The sequence below is a fragment of the Nostoc sp. genome (assembly GCF_036919615.1).
Taxonomy (GTDB): Bacteria; Cyanobacteriota; Cyanobacteriia; order Cyanobacteriales; family Nostocaceae; genus Nostoc.
Window position 1 is genome coordinate 1 of the sequence record NZ_JBALCN010000097.1, and the last position, 23353, is coordinate 23353.

General features: G+C 42.2%; 19 protein-coding genes and 6 pseudogenes. 15 read left to right on the plus strand and 10 right to left on the minus strand.

The window, feature by feature from the left end:
* Nucleotides 1-482 precede the first annotated feature (482 nt).
* The 6 genes and pseudogenes from V7K48_RS28455 (at nt 483) to V7K48_RS28480 (ending at nt 3492) form a co-directional block, all read left to right on the plus strand.
* Entirely contained in the window at nt 483-1121 is a 639-nt protein-coding gene (locus tag V7K48_RS28455) for a transaldolase family protein (RefSeq protein ID WP_335077627.1), read from the plus strand.
* Between the two features lie 262 nt (nt 1122-1383).
* Nucleotides 1384-1563, plus strand: a pseudogene (locus tag V7K48_RS28460) (Uma2 family endonuclease); the annotation flags it as partial.
* A 245-nt stretch (nt 1564-1808) separates the two neighbouring features.
* On the plus strand, nt 1809-1928 hold the full coding sequence (locus tag V7K48_RS28465; protein WP_335077629.1) for an element excision factor XisH family protein: 120 nt from the start codon (nt 1809-1811) through the stop codon (nt 1926-1928).
* 241 nt (nt 1929-2169) lie between these two features.
* On the plus strand, nt 2170-2475 hold the full coding sequence (locus tag V7K48_RS28470) for an element excision factor XisH family protein (protein ID WP_335078060.1): 306 nt from the start codon (nt 2170-2172) through the stop codon (nt 2473-2475).
* A pseudogene (locus V7K48_RS28475) lies at nt 2463-2799 on the plus strand (XisI protein). The gene V7K48_RS28470 and the pseudogene V7K48_RS28475 overlap by 13 nt, the downstream one beginning before the upstream one ends.
* Nucleotides 2800-2916: 117 nt before the next feature.
* On the plus strand, nt 2917-3492 hold the full coding sequence (locus V7K48_RS28480; RefSeq protein WP_335077631.1) for a TMEM175 family protein: 576 nt from the start codon (nt 2917-2919) through the stop codon (nt 3490-3492).
* Nucleotides 3493-3757: 265 nt separating this feature from the next.
* Here the strand turns inward: V7K48_RS28480 and V7K48_RS28485 are convergent, their stop codons facing one another.
* From V7K48_RS28485 to V7K48_RS28495, 3 genes are all read right to left on the minus strand, one after another.
* Complete coding sequence (locus V7K48_RS28485; RefSeq protein WP_335077633.1) at nt 3758-4525, minus strand: SDR family oxidoreductase; 768 nt, start codon at nt 4523-4525, stop codon at nt 3758-3760.
* Nucleotides 4526-4675: 150 nt separating this feature from the next.
* A complete protein-coding gene (locus tag V7K48_RS28490; protein ID WP_335077635.1) occupies nt 4676-5992 on the minus strand; it encodes an efflux RND transporter periplasmic adaptor subunit in 1317 nt (438 codons plus the stop codon).
* Nucleotides 5993-6277: 285 nt separating this feature from the next.
* On the minus strand, nt 6278-8626 hold the full coding sequence (locus V7K48_RS28495) for a beta strand repeat-containing protein (RefSeq protein ID WP_335077637.1): 2349 nt from the start codon (nt 8624-8626) through the stop codon (nt 6278-6280).
* A gap of 230 nt (nt 8627-8856) precedes the next feature.
* Between V7K48_RS28495 and V7K48_RS28500 the strand changes: the two genes are divergently transcribed.
* Nucleotides 8857-9081, plus strand: coding sequence for a hypothetical protein (locus V7K48_RS28500; RefSeq protein ID WP_335077639.1), 225 nt, complete (start codon nt 8857-8859; stop codon nt 9079-9081).
* 109 nt (nt 9082-9190) lie between these two features.
* Here the strand turns inward: V7K48_RS28500 and V7K48_RS28505 are convergent, their stop codons facing one another.
* Entirely contained in the window at nt 9191-11263 is a 2073-nt protein-coding gene (locus V7K48_RS28505; RefSeq protein ID WP_335077642.1) for a glycoside hydrolase family 10 protein, read from the minus strand.
* A gap of 164 nt (nt 11264-11427) precedes the next feature.
* On the opposite strand from V7K48_RS28505, the gene V7K48_RS28510 reads away from it, so the two are divergent.
* Nucleotides 11428-11628 carry a hypothetical protein gene (locus V7K48_RS28510; RefSeq protein WP_335077644.1) on the plus strand — a complete coding sequence of 67 codons (201 nt, stop codon included), beginning with the start codon at nt 11428-11430 and terminating at the stop codon, nt 11626-11628.
* A 269-nt stretch (nt 11629-11897) separates the two neighbouring features.
* On the opposite strand, the gene V7K48_RS28515 is transcribed toward V7K48_RS28510, so the two are convergent.
* The 3 genes from V7K48_RS28515 to V7K48_RS28525 form a co-directional block, all read right to left on the minus strand.
* Entirely contained in the window at nt 11898-12470 is a 573-nt protein-coding gene (locus V7K48_RS28515; RefSeq protein ID WP_335077646.1) for an HdeD family acid-resistance protein, read from the minus strand.
* Between the two features lie 419 nt (nt 12471-12889).
* Nucleotides 12890-13441, minus strand: coding sequence for an alpha/beta hydrolase (locus V7K48_RS28520; protein WP_335077648.1), 552 nt, complete (start codon nt 13439-13441; stop codon nt 12890-12892).
* A gap of 161 nt (nt 13442-13602) precedes the next feature.
* Nucleotides 13603-13821: a bromodomain-containing protein gene (locus V7K48_RS28525; protein WP_335077649.1), complete on the minus strand. Its 219-nt coding sequence runs from the start codon at nt 13819-13821 to the stop codon at nt 13603-13605.
* A 267-nt stretch (nt 13822-14088) separates the two neighbouring features.
* On the opposite strand from V7K48_RS28525, the pseudogene V7K48_RS28530 reads away from it, so the two are divergent.
* Nucleotides 14089-14649, plus strand: a pseudogene (locus tag V7K48_RS28530) (Uma2 family endonuclease).
* Nucleotides 14650-14793: 144 nt separating this feature from the next.
* Here the strand turns inward: V7K48_RS28530 and V7K48_RS35195 are convergent.
* A pseudogene (locus V7K48_RS35195) lies at nt 14794-15403 on the minus strand (transposase); the annotation flags it as partial.
* Nucleotides 15404-15428: 25 nt separating this feature from the next.
* Between V7K48_RS35195 and V7K48_RS28540 the strand changes: the two are divergent.
* The 3 genes and pseudogenes from V7K48_RS28540 to V7K48_RS28550 all read left to right on the plus strand — a co-directional run.
* Nucleotides 15429-15473, plus strand: a pseudogene (locus V7K48_RS28540) (ChaB family protein); the annotation flags it as partial.
* 68 nt (nt 15474-15541) lie between these two features.
* Complete coding sequence (locus V7K48_RS28545) at nt 15542-16111, plus strand: DUF4142 domain-containing protein (RefSeq protein WP_335077653.1); 570 nt, start codon at nt 15542-15544, stop codon at nt 16109-16111.
* Between the two features lie 166 nt (nt 16112-16277).
* Nucleotides 16278-16781, plus strand: coding sequence for a hypothetical protein (locus V7K48_RS28550; RefSeq protein ID WP_335077655.1), 504 nt, complete (start codon nt 16278-16280; stop codon nt 16779-16781).
* 383 nt (nt 16782-17164) lie between these two features.
* Here the strand turns inward: V7K48_RS28550 and V7K48_RS28555 are convergent, their stop codons facing one another.
* Nucleotides 17165-18037, minus strand: a complete 873-nt coding sequence (locus tag V7K48_RS28555) for a GNAT family N-acetyltransferase (protein ID WP_335077657.1) — start codon at nt 18035-18037, stop codon at nt 17165-17167.
* A gap of 267 nt (nt 18038-18304) precedes the next feature.
* Nucleotides 18305-20172 (minus strand): annotated as a pseudogene (fusA, locus tag V7K48_RS28560) (elongation factor G).
* A 166-nt stretch (nt 20173-20338) separates the two neighbouring features.
* Here fusA and V7K48_RS28565 point away from each other — a divergent pair.
* The 3 genes from V7K48_RS28565 (at nt 20339) to V7K48_RS28575 (ending at nt 23338) form a co-directional block, all read left to right on the plus strand.
* Nucleotides 20339-20938, plus strand: coding sequence for a macro domain-containing protein (locus V7K48_RS28565; protein WP_335077659.1), 600 nt, complete (start codon nt 20339-20341; stop codon nt 20936-20938).
* A 658-nt stretch (nt 20939-21596) separates the two neighbouring features.
* Entirely contained in the window at nt 21597-22370 is a 774-nt protein-coding gene (locus tag V7K48_RS28570; protein ID WP_335077661.1) for a nucleoside phosphorylase, read from the plus strand.
* A gap of 386 nt (nt 22371-22756) precedes the next feature.
* Nucleotides 22757-23338, plus strand: coding sequence for a retropepsin-like aspartic protease family protein (locus V7K48_RS28575; protein WP_335077663.1), 582 nt, complete (start codon nt 22757-22759; stop codon nt 23336-23338).
* The last annotated feature ends 15 nt before the right edge of the window (nt 23339-23353 follow it).

The following is a 23353-nucleotide window of genomic DNA, read 5'->3' on the forward strand; positions in this document are numbered from 1 at the left end:
GAATACCCCATTTTCACTCCTTACCTGTTTGAATTCACCTGTTCGTGTCGATTCTACTTGTTCGCCTAAAAGATATCAAATGGGTTCTATAAGTATTATTAGTCGTAGAGTTAATTACTACTGAATTCCTTGACGGCGATTTATTGTCGGGAAAAGTCACAGTCCGCCGCGCTTAATATTTACCGCAGAATTAATATCCCGATCAACATTAAGCAATTCTTGAGGGTTAAAAGATGCTACTGGAGAAATAGACTTTTGCTACTGAGGTTTTTATTTTGTGTAATTGCACAACATTATTCCTTCACACCCAATACAGTTCAGATAAGATAAGCTCTTGAGGCTCTTAGGGAAAAAGAGTTATTAAACAATAATTCTTTCTGTCGCCTGCTCCTTCTTTACCCCAGGGCAAACGCATCTAAAATTACTCCTGAGTATCTTCAAATGAATGCAGAGTTATAGCAAGACCATTAAGGGGACGAATTATGACAATTTATCTGGACTCAGCGATCGCATCTGAAGCTGAAGTTGTTAAGCTTTGGAGATGGGTGAAAGGCATTACAACAAATCCCACGCTGTTGGCTCAAAGCGATAGCCCACCAGAAACTACGCTCAAAAAATTGGTTGCCTTGACGAATGGCCCGTTATACTATCAACTTATGGCATCTGATAAAGCCGGGATGCTAGCTGAAGGTAGAAAAGCTTTCGAGATTATTGGTTCACAAACAATTTTAAAGATTCCTGCAACACCGTTAGGTTTTGAAGTGGTAGCGAGTCTATCACCAGAAATTACCTGTTCGGTGACAGCGATTTACAGTGCAGCACAAGCAGCAGTAGCGCGGGAAGCAGGAGCTAAAATTACCATAGCTTATGTAAATCGAGCTACACGGTTGTTAGGTGACGGTATTGCCTTAATCCGGGATATGGCTAGCGTCCTCAAAGGCAGTAATACTGAAATCTTGGCAGCTAGTATCAAATCTCCCGAAGAAGCAGCCGCCTCATTGCAAGCCGGGGCGGATCATTTGACTTTACCATTGGCAATGTTGCAGGCGATCGCTACTCATGAATTCTCACAGAAAACGGTTGAAGAATTCGCTAAAGGAGGCATCGGCTTAACAATTTAATGTTTTTGAGCTAACGACAAAAGTTAGTACATGGTAGGGTGTGTTAGCACGGAAAGTACGGCATCATGTTCTATCTATTGCAGTGTGTTATGGCTTTTGCCTAACACACCCTACTTATTTGGAAGTCCTTTATGAGTTTGTCAGATATCCCTAATCTCTGGGTTCCCTTATCACTTTTAGGTTTAATAGTCCTAGCTGCTGTATTCTTCAGCCGCAGCAATTGATATTTAAGTTTTACAGTGGAGATCGAGGTGTCAGTTCTATGTTCGCTGTTGTCACGCCAGAGAAGATTCATTTACCCCCAGGCGCGGTAATACGCCTACTTGGAAGTTGGCAAGACTATCAAGCACTGAATGAGCAACTAGGCGATCGCTCCTCTCCTCGGATTAAGTATCGAGATGGAGAAATTCTCTTGATGGCACCGCTAGCAGAACATGGGCGTAAAGAATGTGTCAGAGGTAGTCACAGAGTGTTTGAAAATTGCCTACGAGCGTAATACTAGCGCTGCTATTCGGGAATTGCGACGGAAATTGGCGAGTGAGAATTAAATATTTTGTGTTGGCGTACCCCCTGTACCGTTCTCTACGAGAAGCTGCGTCAACGGGAAGCAAGCTACACCTAGTGTTTTGCAGCAAAGGCATCGCGATGCTAAAGGTGGGCTACGCTAACACTTCAATGTGAGGACAAATGACTGCTAAACAAGCACTTTTAAAAGAGCAGTGGGTGATTACAGCAGATCCGCTAAAAATCAGGATTGAGCGTGTAAAATTTGAGATTGACTTAGTGCAGCATTTCATTGATTCGTAGCGAATTAATCAAAGGCAATACCTTGCAATGCCAATGCATCCCGATACAATGTTAATGTGTTGGCCGCATTGTTAATGTGTCTTGATACAATGCCAATGCGTCGACCGTATTGTTAATGTGTTTTGATACAATGCCAATGCATTCCAATACAATGTTAATGCGTCGGCTGCATTGTTAATGCGTTCCTTTGCAATGCCAATGCATCTTTCCGCATTAAATAACGCTACGCTTTTACAGAAAACTGTACTTAGCGGCAGAAAAAATCTTTGCAGCTGATAAGGCGGGGCGAAAAATTGCAGCTGAAATCAAAAGCTTTCTTAATAGCTCTATAATCACTGACTTTCACTCAGCACTGGGGCAGTTTTTGAACTATCGCCTCAGATTACAGATAAGTGAACCAGATAGAATACTTTCTTTAGCGGTTCCTGTCGATACCTTTGACTCGTTCTTTCAAGAGCGATTCACTCAAGAAACTGTCAAGCTTTATCAAGTGAAATTGGTAAGTTATGATCCACTTCAGGAGGTGATTGTTGAATGGAAAGAGTAGAACAGTACCGCCAAAACATCCACCAAGTATTAACGTCTCACACTACTTTTGAGAATGGCAATTCAGATATTGAGTCTCAGCTTATGTTTGATACAGAACATCACCACTACTAGCTTTCAGAAGTTGGCTGGCAGGGACTTAAGCGAGTTTACAACTGTATGCATCCATTTGGACATTAAAGATGGGAAAATTTGGATTCAGCGCAATATGACTGATGTAGATATTGCGTAGGAATTGGTAGAAATTGGTGTGCCCAAGGAAGATATTATTCTGGGTTTACATCCGCCCTATAAGCGTCCGTATACGGGGTATGGAGTAGCTTAAGGGAAGTCATATTAAGGATTGCAATCACAGACAATCTTCATCAACGGCGACCACTTGGTACGATAAAGTACAGAATGTCACAACTTACTCTCAAGTAAATAGAAAAGGAATGCGTACATGGTAAAAGGGAGATTAGAAGCATTCAGTGATGGGGTGATTGCCATTATCATCACTATTATGGTACTGGAAATAAAAGTGCCGCATGGATTCAATTTAGCTGCGCTACGTCCGCTGATCCCGGTATTTTTCAGCTATGTGTTGAGTTTTATTTATATCGGCATCTACTGGAACAATCACCATCACCTACTACAAGCAGTCCGAAACGTTAATGGCCGTATCCTTTGGGCTAATATGCATCTGCTGTTTTGGCTATCGCTAATCCCTTTCGTCACTGGCTGGATGGGCGAGAATCACTTTGCTGCCATACCAGTTGTCCTTTATGGTACGGTGTTATTGTTGGCTGCGATCGCTTACTTCATCCTTACCCGCACTCTCATTTCTCACCACGGTAAGGATTCATCTCTAGCGCTCGCAGTCGGTGGAACCCTTAAGGAAAAAGTATCAGTGGTGTTTTATGCTGTAGCAATTCCAATTGCATTTTTGAACTCATGGTTTGCCTGTGCATTGTACGTTTTAGTTGCGGTCATATGGCTTATCCCTGACCGTCGCATTGAAAAGACTCTCATTCCCTAAACATATTTCTTATGTATGCGATTGTATCGACTAGCAAAAACAAACCCACCTTTTCTTAAACCTTGCCTTATCTAAAAACCTCGCCCCAATCACATAGAGATATTCCAATACGGTTCGGATAAGCTGTTAAAGCTTTTGAGGAAAAAGAGTCTGCGTTACCCTGAGCTTGCTATGCCTTGAGCTTGCCGTTGGCGCAGCCTCTCGAAGAGAAGGGTCGAAGGACAAACTGCTCAATACAACTGCCCAATGCCCAATCCCTTTAAATTCAAGCGGCTTTGCCGTTTACACGGATGTTTTGTCCAGTGATCCACCTAGCTTCGTCACTGCAAGAAATGCCACTACGTCGGCGATTTCTTCCACCTTCCACCTCTCCCAGTTTGCCAAAAGCAGCCATTTGGGCTGTACGGTCTATCTGTTCTTGTGTTTTGCCTTCTCGGAATAGTTCTGTATCGGTGGGGCCAGGAGAAATAACATTAACTGCGATCGCCTTTGTACCCAATTCTTTAGCTAATACCCGCGTGATTTGTTCAACAGCACCTTTGGTTCCTACATAGGCACTATAAGTTGGCAGCATCATCACCGTAGTTGATGAGGAAAAATTGATAATCCGTCCCCCTTCTGCCATGTGTTGCGCGGCTTGTTGACAAGCAAAATAAGTGCCTTTGACGTTAATGGCAAAAATTTTGTCGAAATCTTCTTCTGTCACCTGACTAATTAGTTTGTAGAAGATGATTCCGGCATTGTTGACCAAAATATCGAGTTTACCGAAGTGTTCAAGTGTTTGCTCAAATAACCGTTGGATGTCGGACACTTTGCTAACATCAGCTTGGATAGCGATCGCTTTTACTCCCAACTTTTCAATTTCCGCAACAACTTCCTGTGCTTTGCCTGCATTACCCGCATAGTTAACAACAACAGATGCGCCCTTACCTGCTAATTTTAGTGCGTAGGCGTAGCCCGTCGAAGATATCGCTCGTCCAATTCCCCGCGATGCACCAGTGATAATTGCAACTTTTCCAGCTAAAGATGCCATAAATTAATCTAGTTTTATTTTGGTTCACCAAAGAGATTATCTGCTGTTAAAGGACTGTACCAAGATTAAATTTAGCGATCGCATTCATGTTGGGTATACGGTATGGGGCATTGGGTATGGGTTATTCTCCTTGTCCCCTTTTCCCCTTAATTAAGATTCTGGAACGATCGCAACGCCATCCCTGAGATTGAGCAGCCCTGAGATAATAACTTGATCTTCTGGCTGTAATCCTTCAATAACTTGGTAATTATTACCTTTGATCTCGCCTAACTTGACTCGCCTTTGCCGAGCTACTTGTTGGGATACACCTTGGGGAGATTTTTCGGTTTCAACTACATAAACAAAAGTGTCCCCAGCGATACGAGTCATTGCTGTTGTGGGAATTAAAACTCCAGGGCGCTGATTCCAAAACACTCTAGCCCTTACCAATTGATCTGCACGTAGCTGACCATTAGGGTTGTTAAAAAGTGCTTTGATCAGTATCCCTTGTGTTTGATTACTAGCATTAGGTGCAATGAAAAATACTCTACTTCTGCCAAGCTTTTGACCTTGTGCATTCATCACCTCCACTGGCATTCCCTTATGCAATTGGGGACCTTGCTGTAGTGGCACAGAGATATTGACTTCTAAAGGTCGATTTTGGGTGATATTAACTAATTGTGTTGAAGTATTAACTAAATCACCGACTTTCATCGGCATATTGCCAACTGTGCCACTAAAAGGAGAGGTAATTTTGTCGGACTGGATCTGGACTTGTTGGTTTTGAGTATTTACATTACCTTGCTGCAAGGATTTTTCAGCTTGCAATATGGTGGTTCGTTGTGCTTGAATCCTAGAATCGATTGCATCAAGACTAGTTTTAGCAGTGGCTAGCCGGTCAGCAAACTGATTGCTAGTCTGTCGAGACACGGCTCCTTCCTCAGCTAGGTTGACAAACTTTTCGTAGTTCTGCTGGTACAATCGCACATTCGCAACGTAGGATGGTCGTTGTGCTTCCAGAAATTTGAGTGTAGCACGGGCATTTTCCAGTTGTACTAAAAATGCTTGAGGCACAGGATTGCTTAGAGCGATCGCTCCTTGTGGTGTAGAATCTACTTGGAGAATTGCCGTTCCTGCTGCAACTGGATCTCCCGATTTGACAAATATCTGGGTAACTCGGCCCTGAATCCTCGGCTGAAGCGTGACTGAGCGCTGAGACTTTAGGCTAGCAATAAAATCTGAACTTTCCTCAATTATGCCGCTTTGTACAGTCGATATTTTAACTCTTACCCCTAGAGGTTGAACATTAGCAGTTGAAGGTGCTGAATTTTGCGGAGTGAGCAAACGCCAAACTACAGATGTTCCGCCTCCTAACAATAGTAGTGCAGGTAAAAATAACCAAAGCCACCGCCGTTTTCCAGAAGGTGGCTCAAATGAGTTTTCTGGAGGTTTGTCTCCAAAATCAGTTTGAGGCTCAGGGGGTGTCATGGCTGATGAGGAACTTAAGGTACAAATTAACTATAATTCAATCAAAATTTCATCTGTTGATATTGAAATTACTGATTTGGCATGAGGTTTTGTGGCAAATTATGTGTTACTCCATCCAAATATACAGTTTTGATAATTCTGTCTAAATCTACCGAAAGGTGAATTCCTAATTTTCCATAGACCATCGCTGCTCAAAATGACTTGCATTAAGCAATCGAATGCGAGGTGCTATTTTAAGCACCTCGCAATACATACTGCTTAGTAATGGTCAAACGTTAATGACGATTAAACAACTACAAAATTGTTTTTGGTTAGTGACAATCCAGCTGATAGTTGTGCAAATTTTACCTGAGTAAATCCAGATCCACTACCGTCAAGGTCAAAGAACAATGCACCTGTAATGTTGTTGTAGATAAATCGTTGACTACTAGTGCTTGCAGATGTTCCGATGGTAAACTGATTAGCGAAGAGTGAATGTTTTGACAACCCGCCACCAAAACCATTAGCCGATACTTGAATCAGGTCTTGAGTGGCGTCGAAGTTATAAAGAGTATCAACACCTTCTTTGTAACTATTGAAAGCAAAGGTATCATAACCCAAGCCACCTGTAAGGTAGTCATTGCCATTGCCCCCAGAGAGTAGATTATTGCCAAATGAACCGCTAGCGGTTAAGGTATCGTTACCTGCACCACCGTTGAGGGTATTATTGCCTGATGATTGATCGCCGGAGTCGCCGTACTCATCTTGTGAACTAGTACCACTGATATCTAGAAAATCATTGCCATCGCCTCCAGAGAGTAGGTTATTGCCTTTTGAACCGCTAGCGGTCAAGGTATCGTTACCTGCACCACCGTTAAGGGTATTATTGCCCTTTGGCCTATTGTCAGAGTCTGTGCCGGATTCAATATCATCATAGTAACCGCCAGACATGTTTAGATAATCATTGCCATCGCCCCCAAAGAACAGATTATTGCCTGATGAACCAGTACCATTCAAGGTATCATTACCAGCACCACCATTGAGGGTATTATTGCCCTTTGATATCTCGTCATCTGTTCCGCCATCGTACACGAAGCGGCCAGAGATATCTAGAGAATCATTGCCATCTCCCCCAGAGAGCAGATTATTGCCTAATGAACTTTCAGCATTCAAGTTATCGTCACCAGCACCACCATTGAGGGTATTATTGCCCAGACTATCATTGAGAGTATCATTCCCCGTACCACCCCTTAAAAGGTCATTGCCACTTTTGCCGTCAATGATGTCATCACCCCCCTGACCATTTATGACATCATCTGAGTTGTCAAAGCCGTTGACGTTATTGTTGAGGTCATTAAGGAAGGTGACTGTATTCTTGTTGAAGATAGTGCTTTGGGTGGAGTTGGCATTGAAGACATCAAAGCTATCCGTGATGCTAGTTTGTCCATTAAACAAGATATTGCCCAAGTCTACAGTGGCTCCTGTAGATTTACTTAGGTTATCGAGATTTTCCAAGGCAAAGTTTTGCAGGATAACTGGGGCACTATTTACTCCTTCAAAGGTAATTTTCAGATTGTTGCCATTCCGGGTCAGCAGCAGATTTCGGGCAGTCAAGCCCTTGCCCTGGAATATTAGGGTATCCACTTCGGCAATGACTGCTGCTGTGGGGTTTGTTCCTTTACCTACTCCACCGAAATCGGTGATCGTATCACTGCTGTTGCCTAAGTCGTTGAAAACAAATTTATCCTTGCCACCGCCCCCAGAGAGTAGGTTGTTGCCTGTTGAACCGCTAGCATTCAAGGTATCGTTACCTGCACCACCGTTGAGGGTATTATTGCCGGTTGATCGACTGTCGTTGTCAGAACTCTTGATGCCATTGAGGTTATGATCTACCATTGAAGTTTTTGAATCATAGCCAGAGATATCTAGATAATCATTACCATCACCCCCAGAGAGTAGGTTATTACCTGTCGAACCACTAGCATTTAAGGTATCGTTACCTGCACCACCGTTGAGGGTATTCTCGCCAGTTGATCGATTGGTCTCGGAATAATACGCGATGTAATCATTGGTGCCATAATCTGTTGAAGTTTCTAAATCATGGCCAGAGATATCTAGATAATCATTACCATTATCCCCAGAGAGTAGGTTATTACCTGTTGAACCTCTAGCACTTAAGGTATCATTACCTGCACCACCGTTGAGGGTATTCTTCCCTTCTGTTTGATCGATGGATTGAGAGCCATAGTCAAAATAGGATTGGGCCTGATTACTGCCAGAGATGTTTAGAAAATCATTGCCATCGTCCCCAAAGAGCAGGTTATTACCTTTTGAACCGGTACCATTCAAGGTATCATTACCTGCACCACCGTTAAGGGTATTATTGCCCGTTGACCTGTCGTCGTTGAAATAGTAGTATGAATTACCAGTCAAAATGCCAGAGAGGTCTAGATAATCTTTGCCATTGCCCCCAGAAAGCAGGTTATTGCCTAATGAATTTGTAGCATTTAAGGTATCATCACCAGCACCACCATTGAGGGTATTATTACCCAGACTATCAATGAGAGTATCGTTGCCTGCTTTGCCGTTAATAGTATCGTTGTTGTTGCTACCGACTAAAGTATCATTACTGTTGGTTCCAATGATATTTGCCATTATTTTTACCTACCTAAATTGATTTTTAAGTAACTTCAGTTTTGAATTTGTAGTTTGTGCTGTTTCAAGGCACAAATGACTTGGTTCAAAATTGATATTTTCGGCATACTTCATCCATTACCCTTAAAGAAGAGTAATATTTCTTGAAGATTCTACCTAATACTGACTTGTACGTAGCACAGAATTTAACTTGTTAATATTTCTATGATTCGGTTACAAAAAGTGCAGTCATGAGGTTAATTGCTGCATATTACAGTCAGACATTACCATTTACCGTGTTTGTGCAAGAACGCCTTTACAACAAATTTATATTTCCTTCATCGGAATTCAATATTTTGATCCGACTCAACAGAGTTCAAATTAATCTGATTAATCCCTATTTATTGAGCGGTAGGCGCGATCTTGCTGACGGCAGTATGCCCCAAATATATTTGATGAATTTGGATCAAGAATAGAAGAAAGCTCAGATTTCTTATAAGTGAAAAAAAATACTCATTTAAAAAGCTAATCAAGAGCGATCGCATTGCCCGCTCCAGGCATCGCACTCATGGGTAGCACTTTTGTTCAACTAACTATAATAACTGTTCCCACACTCTCATTTGCCAATCTATCCACCGCACACACGGCATAAGTTCCCGCTAGTTGGACAGTAGCAAAGGTTGTGCCAGCAGACAAAATTCGCTGAATTGTCCAAGTATTGCCACTCTGCCGATAAAGTGTCCAAGAACGAACTGGCTGATTATCACCAGGCTGCCAACTCAGTTTACGGTTATTCACTTGTAGTCCAATGGGTGGAGGGGGTGGTGTTGTATCCTGCCAAGACAAAGTTGGAGGTAGCGCAGGTTTGTTATAAAGCAGACTTTGGAATGTATCAGCAATGCCTTGACTATTTTCTGTCAAAACACTGAGATTAAAGAAGATATTCCCCAGTGACAACTGTCCAGCTTGGCTACGACTAATTTTCACCTGCTTTTCAATCTCGTCACTCTCCCGACTCTTGTTGCTTGGTTCTGTCAGATTATTACCAGCGTAAACATGTCTTTGCTTTGTATTTACCTGTGTCCACCACTTTAACAACGCCGAATAACTTTGTTGTGGTTGATCTGTGCGCCAATAAAGTTGAGGAGCAATATAATCAATCCAGCCTTGTTCTAACCATTTCTTCGAGTCAGCATACAACACATTGTAAGCATCCAACCCAGTAATCCCAGCAGGTTGTCCGGGGCGATAAATCCCAAAGGGACTAATACCAAATTTAACGTCGGGTTTAGTTGTTTTAATCCCCTGCCAGAGGCGCTGTACCATTTTGTTAACGTTGTCCCGTCGCCAGTCGCCAAGACTGAATGTACCACCAGCCGCCTTATATACAGCGTAGGTTTTGTCATCAGGAAAAGACTGTCCCTCGATGGGATATGGATAGAAATAATCATCTAAGTGAATGCCATCAACATCGTAGCGCTTCACTACGTCGATAATTACGTTGTAAGCTCTGTCCTGAACTACTTTCAGTCCTGGGTCCATCCAGCGTTGAGTTTTCCACAAATAAACGCTTTCTGGATTGGTAACTGCTATGTGAGGACGAACTGTTTTGGCTGGGTCAGTGGAAGTGCTAGCGCGGTAGGGGTTAAACCAAGCATGAAGTTCAATATTGCGCTTGTGACATTCTGCAATCGCAAACGCTAAAGGATCATAAAATGGTTCTGGTGCTTGACCCTGAGTTCCTGTAATCCAAGCACTCCAAGGCTCTAATTTGGATTCATATAAGGCGTCTCCCTCCGGTCGCACCTGGAAGATGAGGGCATTAAAGTTTAGCGCTTGTAATTTACTAATAATCTCGCTGAGTTCAGCTTTTTGTTGGGCAACAGACAGTCCCGCTTTGGAAGGCCAATCACCATTCCATACAGATACTACCCACGCCCCCCGGAATTCCCGGTTATGATTTACCCTAATACTACCGAGAGGTATTGGTGTTGGTGTTGGTGTCGGTGTCGGTGTGGGTAGTGGTGTTGGTGTGGGCGTTGGTATTGGCGGCTGCACCAGGTAACTAGAGGCAATTTTTTCTACCTCACCTAAATACACCAAAGCTTGATAAATAATCACTGCCACATCTGCACGGGTGGCTGCGAGATTGGGATTGAGTAATTTGATATTTGGGAAATTAACCACCAATCCAGCGCTGGTGGCAATAGCTATGTGATTTCTACTATACTCAGGAATCTGAACAGAATCTTGATAAATTTGTGGGAGTTGTGAGAGGAGTCCAGGTTTTACCTTCGTGGCAATTTCCAAGCCTCCTACTAAGGAAACTAAGACTTCCACCCTCGTAATTCGGTTAGCGGAACGGAAACTTTTATCAGGAAACCCGCTAACAAATGCTTTTTCGTAAGCTGCTTGAATGGCGGCTGCTGCCCAATAATTAGTGGGTACATCAACAAAGGGGACATACTGCCGCTTCTTGGAAACTGTCCCAAATGCGTTGGCGATGATGGCGGCAAATTCAGCGCGGGTGACTGAGTTGTCGGGGCGATACGTGCCATTAGGCGACCCACTGACAATACCACGTTGGGCTAAGGCTGTAATAAATGAGCGTGCCCAATGGTTTTGAATATCCGAGAAGGGAGTAGTAATAGATACCATTGTTGATTGCAGCTAGCTGGCCTTGATTTTGATTTCCTTAGCTAATTTAGCAATATTCAGAGCGATCGCTGCTGCAATGTCTTATAAACCAATACGCTTGGGTTAAGCAACAGCAAAGCCCAACAAAGTCTTGATAATGTTGGATTTCGTTCCTCAAACGCCAGTTGCTACAACTCTTGGAACTCCCTTCGGGTGACGCTCGTTCGCCCTTGGCGTCTCCCTTTGGGAGAAGACTCGCTCTAAGCGTTGGCGCAGCCTCTCGTAGAGAAGCCATGTCGCAGGCTTTACGCTGCGGTAACACCAGTCGCCTACGGTGGGAAACCCACTGGATTCACCGTAACGTACTGGCTCCCCAACTTACATAAGTTATAGTTTTTAGCTTTATTTAAACTGTATTGTTTTATAAACTTCCAAAAAATAAATTATCCAAAGTTATTTGTGCATTTGTAAGAGAACACATTAACAATGCGACTGATGCATTGGCATTGTAAGAAAACGCATTAACAATGCGACCGATGCATTGACATTGTAAGGGAACACATTAACAATGCGACCGATGCATTGGCATTGTAAGGGAACACATTAACAATGCGACCGACGCATTGGCATTGCAACATATTCCCAAATTTAATTACTAACTGGTTTTTGCAGTTTGGTCAGAAGGATTCGAGGTAGAACGCGCATTCAATGCCAGCATTGCGCGTGAAATGCCAGTGAAAAGAATGCTGACACCAACTAGTATCCCCAGCAGCCAGGGCGCATCAAAGGGCCACTGGAACCAAATCATTGCGCCTAAGACCAGTGTAATAATGCCATTACTTAGTATCCACGTCCAGTTCTGTTGCGGACGTAGCTGGAATGCCAGAATTAACTCAAATGTGCCTTCAGTTAGCAAAAAGGTACCAAGCAACAGAGTTAGTGTGAGAACACCTGTAAAAGGATAAACAAACAACATCACGCCCGTTGCAATATAGACTCCGCTCAATAGAAGTTTCCAAATAAAACCTCCTTGCTGGCGGGTTTGAGTGGCGTAAACTAGTTTTGTAAATCCCGCAGAAATCAAAATCACTGCAACCCAAGTCTCGGCGAATATGGTCGAGATACTAGGCAGTGCGATCGCAACAACCCCCAAAATACTTAAGAGAACACCAATTATAAGTGACCCATTAACATCCTTGTTAATATCTCTAGAAACATCAGTTGTCATACAAATCTTTTCCCTATGCTTAGACTCAACTCTACATTTAGGTTAGGGAATTTATAAGTAATAAGGTATGAACCCTAAGATAGACTCATCAGTATTAACTTAATCCTGTTCATGACTAAACTTTACGACTATTGAGGCATCAAACCAGTGATATGAGCACAACTAACTATGGCAATCCTAAATCATTCGTGAAAAGTTAGATCCCCGACTTCTATGAGAAGTCGGGGATCTGAACACCGCGAAATAAATCTAAGTATCATAGGTGCGTTATGGCGTTAGGCTAACGCACCGCAATAGATCATAAAAACGGTGCGTTAGCCAAGGGTATAACACACCCTACGACTATTGCACCATGTTACTCCACTACGTTTATTTCAAAAATCAAATGTAAGTCCTATATATTTATCTCTAAGTAGCCCTTATAAGAGTTCTGCAAGATTGCTTAGGCGTTGATAAACAGCGATCAGACGATCTCCTTCAAGTTCAACAGAAGTATTTGGATAATTCTGAATCGCTCCAAGCAGTGTGACTTCACCATTTTGTTTAATAGATGCACTTAAAGCACTTCGCAGGGCCTGCTGATCTAGTTGTCCTGTGGGAGGGTGAACTACCTCACCAATTTGGTCAACTAAAATTGGCCCAGCCCAGCTAGACAGTAAATTATTTAAAAAGGCAGGATCGGCTTTTATTGGGGCTTTCAGGGCCTTACGAGCTATTGCGGGGTCTTGTTTGGCAGCCTCCAAATAAGCTCTTAACGTCGGGGTAGTCTTGCCAGTCTCTGTAAACTGACTTAATTCTTGAACAGATATTTGCCCCTGAAAATTACCATACTTTAAAACAACTTGCTCGGCAGCATTAGCATTAGTACTTAAGAGTAAAACAATAGCACCTACGCTTAAAGCTACAGTCTGAGTGAGTAATTTAGTGAATTTCCTATTGTTTAATCGATTAAAAAGTTGATAAATCTGCATTTTGTCGAATTTTATAATGGTGCGGAGCGGACATAGGCATAAAATGCCCAAGCCTTATATTATTTCACAAAGTTCCTGCTAAGGATAGATGCTTAGGGGCGTAAATCTGTATGACCCTCCAGCCAGTTTATTTGTTGCAAATATCTTTGAAAATGGTGTTATTATAAAAGATTTTCATCAGGCGAAGCTGCACGAGGTAATATTGACTGCTCCTCATCTAAGGTTGATGCAGGTATGCCCAAATGCTTCCTTGCAGATTCTTCAGCTAGCTTTCGGTCTTGCTCGTTCTCGAACTGACTCTCATCTAACAAATGAGGGTTTTTTGCCGCTTGATCTCGGCTTGGCTGAGAGCCATTTTTCCACCTATACTTCCAGTCCATAATTTTAAAGGCAGATATACTGCAATTTAATTTCCTAGTTCTTTATAGTAAGTGCTTAATGGAACATTACACTCCTGCTATAGGTTGAAGAGGCTCATTCTGAGGGTACAAATTTTACAATTGCAAATATAATAACTCTTGTGATCATCTGCGTAGGCGTAGCCTGTCGTAGACATCGCTGCTGCAATATCTTATAAACTTTCACTATTGAAGCTTTGCTACTTATGGCGTGTGTAAGATATATGTAGGCGATCGTTTATGCAGCTTATGTTTAACATAGCAGCAGGTCAACTCTCTTTAGAAGAATTTCTGGCTCTACCCGAAGGAGATGTATACTATGAGCTTGTCAATGGTCAGGCAATCCCTAAAGTGTCTCCAAAATTTTTTCATTCGACTTTACAGCTAGCTTTAGGATTACTAATTCGTGCTTGGTGCAAAGGTAAAGGTAGAGTCCTTCCTGAGTGGGCAATTCTCTTAAAGCGTCAAGGTAAAGATTGGGCACCATTACCAGATTTGACATACATATCTTACAAACGTTTACCCAAAAGTTGGAAGCGTAATGAAGCTTGTCCAGCGATTCCATAATTGGTAATTGAGATTATATCTCCAGACCAAACCATGAAGGAATTTGAAGATAAAGCGCAGGATTATTTTGCTGCGGGTGTGTCAAGGGTTTGGGTTGTAGACCCTGAAGCAATAAGTATTAGAGTTTTTCTTCCTAATAGTTCAAGTCAAGTTTACACAGATAATACACCAATTGTAGATGAGCTATTTCCAGGTTTGGAATTGACCACAAGGCAGGTATTTGAAGAGGCAGAATTGATTTGATTTTATCTTCTAGTTCAAAAAGCGAGATGATAAATATTATTTTAGATATTGCCTAAACATAGAAAAATAAAATAATACTAGGACTTACGTATTGACAGAAAATTGATACTATAATATATGTTCTAAAATAAAGTCACGAGCTACTTAAAGAGATAAATTTCTTTGGAGTTCATACCAATTTTCAATTAACTCTTCTATACGCATTAATTCTAATTGTGTAAAAGCTCGAATTGCACTAAAAAAATGAGTTTTGACTGCCTCAGTTGTCCTAATCATAAATTGACCAACACCACATACTTGTTTAATAGCTCTGTGGTAACACTCAATTCCCCAATGTATTGAATATAAGTCTTGAAATTCGGCTTTAGAGATTGAAGAAAGTGCATCGTTTTCAGGGATGTACATAATGTAATATCTGGAAGTTTTGTTTTGAAACTTCTGCGAAATACCTTCACCTCACAAAACTTTTTCAGATGCACTATTAAACCAGTTTCTGGAATTTCTAGATTTTGAACTTGGGTAAAATTTTTACCATCAACTGAGCATGAGCAATTTTTAGCTATTCCAGTTAAAAACCCTAACTCGCAAGTCTATTAGAGAATTTTAGGTTTTTTTGGCTCGAAACAAGAGTGTCAGTCGTTACTATTTTTGGACTTAACCCCCAAGTGAAAACCTGAGCAATCATCTCTTGCAAATAATCATTTTTGGTTTTCCCCTCCTGTTTGTTATAAATGCGATAATTTACAGGTACAGTTGCTTGGAGTGCGGTAAAGCACGATTACGAAAAAGGCAATGATGGGCAGTGGCACAAAAAGCCAGAATAGCTCGGATCGTATTAAGCAGTTTGATTAATTCTGCACAAAAAAAGCTTTATTGAGGATAAAATTTAGTTATGAACAAACAAAAAATAATTATGGCTGCGCTTGTAGCCATTGGCGCATTTACCGCTGCATCTGGACAAAATATAACCACAGCTCAGTCAAATCAAACTCCAACTAGATCAACTCAGAATGCTGTCAGTTCTACAGATAAACAATTTGTTACCCAAGCTGCTAGGAGCGGTATGACAGAAGTACAGCTTGGGCAGTTGGCTTCGCAACGGGCGGTAAAGAATGAGGTGAAACAGTTTGGGCAGGGTATGGTTCAAGATCATACTCAGGCAAACAATGAACTTAAAGAATTAGCTACCCAGAAGGGTATCACTCTTCCAAAAAGCATCGGGCGTGAAAATAGGAAAGTGAAGGCTAATCTCTTAAAGCTTTCTGGTGCGACCTTTGACCAAGCATACATGAACCAGATGGTTAAGGCTCATGTTAAAACTGTATCCTTATTCCAACGTGAGGCAGATCAAGGACAGGATCAGGACTTGAAAGCTTGGGCAACTAAAACTTTGCCGACTCTGCAAGAGCATTTGCAACATGCTCGCACCCTTACAGCTAAATCTACTGGAAATGCCAAGTGATCAAATAATGTGATCGCCTAATTTTACCTGACCACTACCGCGATAGAGAAATTGTAAAAGAAGCAATTGCTATAAATATCAGTTTTAATTGCTCTTGGATTTGGATGTAGACGCCAGTAAGGTGTCTACATATTTACTTGATATTTCATATCTTCCGCGAGGTCTTATGAATTACCTTGTTGCAGTTTTACCAGATCGAATACTAGCAGAAGCCGCCAATTCTGCTCTGGAAAAAGCAGGCTTGCCAACTTCACAAGTCAATATTTTGGGCGATGGTTATTTAAGTGCTGATGAATTTGGACTAATTGATCCCGACAAGCAAGCCCGTAAACAATCAACTCGGCTCTTATGGTGGCTTGTACCCTTTGGATTTGTTGCAGGTTATGCCTTCAACTATCTCACAGAGATTGAAATATTTCCCCAGGTTGCTCGATTTTGCAATCAATTTCTTGCTGGGATCTTAGGAGCTATAGCCGGAGTCTTGGGCGCTGGTTTAATTGGTCGAGGAGTCGGTTTACCTGTTGGTAGTGGCGATGCTTTACCCTATAGGAACCGTCTGAATGCTGGCAAATACCTAATTGTAGTTACTGGGAACGAGGATTTAACCCGCGAAGCTACGCGCGTACTGCGTCAATTTGAACCAGAGAATATTCAAGGCTATACAGATTAATTCACAAAAGAGCAAACTTGTGGGAAATTAGGGACTTCCAGTTAAAAAACATCCCATCCCTGCGGGACGCTCCGCGAACGTAGGGGCGCAAGGCCAAGATACCCTACAAATGTACAAATAATTTTGGATAATTTATTTTTTGTCAGTCCCTTAAGTCAAAATTTGGAAGTTATAAATGTACGAATGTGCGATCGCTATTCTGTCATTACGTTCGCCCTTTGCTGCTTTATTTACCACGAAAGATTGAGTCGCGCCGGATGAATGCTCTTTCTTGTATCAAGAATTTTGGATTTAATTATTCAATTCCATTATCTAAAATTTAAAATCTAAAATTCGGTAAGGTGTTGCGCCTTTAAGAATATTTGTGTTTAACCCAATATTTCTCAAGCCTGAGTCTCTTCAAATAACACTAAGCCATACTTCTCGCCAGTAGGCAAAAAGCCAATTCCTCGATAAACTGCTTGAGCTGCTTGGTTATTATCACCTGTAAACAGGATGGCACGTTTTACTAAGAGCGATCGCGCATCTAACAATGAGCCTGCTACTACACTTTTGGCGTAGCCTTTACCCCGCAGCGCTGGCGGTGTCCAGACTCCACCGATTTGCACAATATCAGGTAGGCTGGCATTGAAAGCACAGTAGGAAACTGGGGTATCCCCTACTACCAAAATCCAATGCATAGCCGTAGATTGACGTGCTTCAATTACGAGACTGCAAACAGATCTTAAACTAGGACTATCTCTTTGTCCTAAACCTTCCACATTATAAGCAGCGCACCATTCAGTGAGTAATTCCAACTCCTCTGAATGTGGCAAACGACACTGCACTTTTGACAATGCTAAAGCTTGAGGTATTTGCAAGTTACGCAGTGTTAGAGAAAACAATATCTCAGGCTCATCAAGCTGAGTTGGTCGGTTGCTAAGTCCCAAAATGCTTTTTGTCGCTTCGACTTGTGCTGCTGGGCCACTAATTCCAGAAATAACACGTCTAGATTGTGCCACAACTTCCTGCACCATCTCTGGCAAATGTACAGGTGCTTGAACTACGATCATCCCATTCCAAAAGTGGGCTGCAACTGCCACTATAGTTTCATCTATGTAGGCTGCTATGTAAGTTCCTTGAAATCTTGCACCTTGGTCAAGCAATCCCCCAGCTCGCCAATTAGAGCGCAAAAACATCGAAGTATCGCTGTGTTGCAAAAGAAATTCTTCTAGCGATACTTCATCTCCAGGTTGTAGGGTTCTCAAAGTTAGCATAAAAAACTCCTGAGTATCCAATTTAGTTTACCGATTGAAGAAGAATACATTTGCCAGAATTTAACAGGACTTACACGAAATTATGAAAAAACGTAGATGCAGAGCAGCTTGCCGCAGGCTACTGCAAAGGACACAAAGGAATAAGAGTTTGGGAGAGTTTTTACGTAAGTCCTATTTAGAATTCAGCAATCTTTTAGTGGGATAATTGAAAGGGACACAGTTATGCTGTGTCCCTAAATATTCAAGATGCTGATTACTAATGTAGATTCAGGACTGGCGATAGCAGGCAAACTCCATTGAAAAACTAGCCATGCCAGAAGTGATAGAGCGTAATTCTGTAGAATACCCAAACATTCGCACCAGCGCTACTTCTGCCCGAATTACCGTGTATCCCTGCATTGTCTCGGAACCCAACAACAAACCTCGACGGGAGGATAAGTCGCCTTGAACCCTTCCCATAAACTCGTTGGGTATTTCCACCTCTACAAGCATGATGGGTTCGAGGATGTAGGGTTTTGCTTTGGCGATCGCACCCTCAATTGCTTGATGGGAGGCTGACCGGAAAGCCAATCGCACCCCCAACCACCTGATTTTCAAAGACAAACGGCTCGTCTGTGGGTTCAATCCACCCAGTAATATGGGCGTACTGACCGGGGCCGCCTGACTGTTTCTTGAATCGGTAAGTCAAAGTTAGCTCGTTGCCCAATGGTTTCCCGGTACGCCACGGCGGGAGTACCAACGTAGACCTCGGCATTATATTCCCGTTGGATGCGTTCCACGTAGATTTCCAAGTGGAGTTCGCCCATCCCAGAAATTAGAGTTGCTCCTGATTCGGGGTCGATGCTCAACCGGAAGGTGGGATCTTCCCTTTGAAAACGATTGAGTGCCTTGGAAAGGCGATCGCTATCTTCCTGCTTTTTGGGCGTAATCGCCAAAGTAATCACTGGTTCGGGTACAAACATTTTTTCCAGAGATATCAGTGGTTCCCCTGTACAGAATGTATCACCAGAAGCACAATCCACACCCAACAGGGCAACAATATCCCCGGTCACGGCAACTTTTACCTCTTCTCGCTTATTGGCGTGCATTCTCACCAAGCGACCGATTTGCACCCGCTGTTCAGTCCGCGAGTTGTAGACGGTATCGCCCGGCTTCAGTGTCCCAGAGTAAATCCGGGTATAGGTCAACTGCCCAAAAGACTCAACAGTGAGTTTAAATGCCAATGCCACTAAGGAAGCATCGGGGTTAGGGTAGACACTCACTGACTCTGCGGTTTTGACCACTTCTCTATCTATCGGAGATGGTAAATAGAGCGCAACTGCATCCAATAAGTTTTGCACTCCTTTATTTTTGAATGCCGAACCCAGCAGTACAGGCGTGAATTCTAGGCTCAAGGTTGCCTGTCGGATGGTTTGCCAAATTAATTCTTTGGGAATCTCCTCACCCGCCAGTAGCATCTGGGTCATGGATTCTGAGAACAGCGATAAAGTATCTAGCAGCTTGTCACGTGCCTGTTGTGCCTCATCCCTAAGAGGTTCGGGAATTGATTTTTTCACGCAGTTTTCCCCGTTTTCACCCTCAAAGTAGTCAGCAGTCATTTCTACCAGGTCAATCACTCCCTGGAATTGGTCTTCACTGCCAATAGGATACTGGAGCAACATCGCATTTAGTTGCAAGCGATCGCGTATTCCCTGTACTACTCGAAATGGATCTGCCCCCGTCCGATCCATTTTGTTGATGAACGCCAAACGCGGCACACGATAGCGCTTCATTTGCCGATCCACTGTAATGGACTGGGACTGGACACCCGCCACAGCACACAGCACCATCACTGCCCCATCCAATACCCGCAGGGCGCGTTCCACTTCAATTGTGAAATCTACGTGTCCAGGTGTATCAATCAGATTAATTTGGGTATCGTGCCACTGGCAAGTGGTAGCAGCGGAAGTGATGGTTATACCATGCAGTTTTTCCTCTGGCATAAAGTCCATCATTGCACCCTTGCCACCTCCCCGCACCTCCTGAATAGCGTGGATTCTGCCCGTGTAGAAGAGAATTCGCTCTGAAAGCGTAGTTTTACCAGAGTCGATGTGGGCAGAGATACCAATATTACGGATGCGTTTTCGGGGAATCATAAAATTTCCTTTTGTTCAAGCGACAAACAGCCACCACTTGAGTAGTGATATATTTTGTATTATATATGTAGTATATGAAAAAGAAAAGGCTGATAATACAGAAAAACCGTTGATTGTTGCCCTAGCTAACGTTTAAAATAGGTATTCAAGCGGAGGAAATAAAAGCTTGAAATTGATATTGGTAGCTCCCGACTCTTTGTTGTGTGCAGCCTTTCAACAGCATTTTAATCACTTACCCAATGTAGAAATAGTGAATAACTATTTCGAGTGGTTGCCAGATTTTGATTGTATGGTCAGCCCTGCTAACTCTTTTGGAATGATGGATGGTGGCATAGATGCGGCAATTGTCCGTTTTTTCGGTCATTCCTTAATGGCAAGAGTCCAGGAGCGCATTCTTGAGGATTATTTGGGTGAACAACCTGTGGGAACATCAATGATTGTGGAAACAGGTGATCACAAGCATCCTTTTTTGGCTCATACACCGACTATGCGAGTCCCCATGATCATTGCTGGGACAGATATTCCTTATATTGCGATGTGGGCGATGCTGCTGGCAGCTCGACACCATAACCAACGCGCCAAGCAAAAAATTAACACTATTGCTTGTCCTGGATTGGGTACAGGAATAGGACGAGTGCCATATACTGAAGCTGCTAGACAGATGGCTTTAGCTTATGATCATTTTCTCTACCCACCCAAGCATCTTAATTGCATAATCGCGGCCCAAAGACAACTTCAGATATGGGAAGGAGGAGATTTTAGGTAAAGCAGGACTTACGCATTTAAAACCTGAAACCTTGTGTGCTTCGCGCACTCCCTTCTAATTGACGCCAACTGCTCCATTTAGGTATCCCTAAGTAGAGCAAGTGGCAATACAGTTCTGTTAAGCATTTCTTCCTTCTCTTCCTTTGTGTCCAACTCTTCTCTACGAGAGGCTACGCCAAGGAGACGCTACGCGAATGCGTACTTTGCAGTTCGTTAAAAAAATTGACTTTGACATCAATTATCCTGTGGAATTTACAGGAAGCTTAGGAATAAGAATTAAATAACATACAATTTATGTCCCTGGCTTACCTCACCCTGAATCCCTCTCCTTATAAAGGAGAGGGAAGCTAGAGACAGGATGAAGTTTTGCATTTTATTTAATCCACGTTCCTTATTAGTAGGCAATAATTTTATTAATAGCCTATATGTTCATCTTGGCTTTCAACCTACTTATAAATATGAGGAAGTTCATCAACTTATCTTTGAGAGTGGTTATTTAATGCAAAGTATTAACCGCTCCGAAGAAATGGCAGAAATTCGCCAAAAAATTATTCTATCGTTTAATTTATATGACCAATGCCATCTTACATGGAGAGGTAAAGACGGTTCATAAGTAAGCTAAGTAGTAAGATAATCCAAAAATTAAAATTTAAAATTGAATGCCAAATAAACGCTTCTATCACATTGGTTTTGGACAAGATGATTTAGGTTCATCGCCTCCTAGCATTGCCCTATTATCTGGCGATCCAGAGCGATCGCATCTAATTGCCCAAACTTATTTCCAGGATATCCGCCTATTGTCTGAAAATCGCGGCCTCAATAGCTATATGGGATACTTACCAAATGGTCGCAGCATCTTATCAGCTACTAGTGGGATGGGTGCGCCTTCATTAAGTATTGTGGTGAATGAGTTAATCCAAGTAGGAATCCGGCAAATTATTCGCATTGGAACTTGCGGATCAATTCAACCTTATATACCAGTTGGTAGCGTTGTTATTAGCAGTGCAGCATTATGTCGCCAAGGTGCAGCTTATGACATTGCACCTGCGGAGTATCCAGCCGCAGCCGATCCGTTTCTCACAGTCGCTTTAGTTAAAGCCGCGCGAGAATTAAAGGTTGAACATTACATAGGAATTACGGCATCAGTTGATACTTTTTATGAAGGACAAGAACGCACTGATTCTGCAAATCCAAATTTAATCCGATCGCTGCATGGCATCACAGAAGAATATCGGCGCTTGAATATCTTGAATTATGAGATGGAATGCGGCACGCTATTTAAAATGGCAGGAGTATATAATTTTGCCGCAGCAGCTATTTGCGGTGTAGTTGCTTCGCGTACTGATGGTGAAAATATCATCTTAGAACAGAGAGAAATTGCCGTTAAAAATGCGATCGCAACTGCTGTCCATGCAGCAGCAACCCTTGAGTAAGCTAACAAATTTCTCTTATCTAACTTCTTGGTATGCCAGATTTAATATGCCTTTAGTTTTTTCATCTCTTTGCCTAATCTTTAATTTATCAATCAGTAATTATAGGTAAGATGTATTGAGCCAGATGCAATTTTATTTTATAGAGACACATAAGCAAAAAAATCACTATCTAACTTGAAAGGACAAAAATTGTGTATATAGCTTAAATCTAGTTTAGAGATAATTATAATCAAAATAATACAATATATTTGAATATTTGTTGTAAGATAAGTTTAAAAATATTATATTGTTATTTTAATAAGCTGGGCTTTCAGCAGTAATTATTACAGTTATTCTGAATAATTTAATTATTAAAAAATCTCAGCAAAATTGGATAGAAATATAACATGAAGAATGCTTGGAGGCGTTGGATTACGACCGTTAACCTAGCTGCGATGTTTACAACGGGCGTAGCTGCGGCACTAATGCCGACGCTGGTATTTTTAGCATTCTCTCATCAGGCAACAGCTGACGATCCAGGAGGATGTTACATGATAACCTCCTCTGGTAAAACCGTTGGATTGGGAAGGCTTTGTGGTAATATAGCCGCACCTTCAGACAACAAAGTTTTTCGAGTCCCAGTCAAACGCCACTTTGGTGGAACTCCTGTGATTGATGTCACCTTCAACGACAAAAAAACTTTTGAAATGATTGTAGATACAGGTGCCAGTGAAACCATTATCACTCTAAATATGGCGAATACACTTGAACTCCAGGCTACAGGTTCAATGCAAGCTCAAATTGCCGATGGTAGCCAAGTAGAATTTCCAACCAGTAAGGTAAAATCTATTGCAGTAGGTGGAATTACAGCCACTAATCTTCAGGTAGCGATCGCTCCTAAAGCAAGCATTGGCTTACTGGGTCACGATTTTTTTGGCAACTATGATATTAAGATTCTAGAAAAAGAGGTCGAATTTCATCACCGCTAATATTCGCAGGTAAAA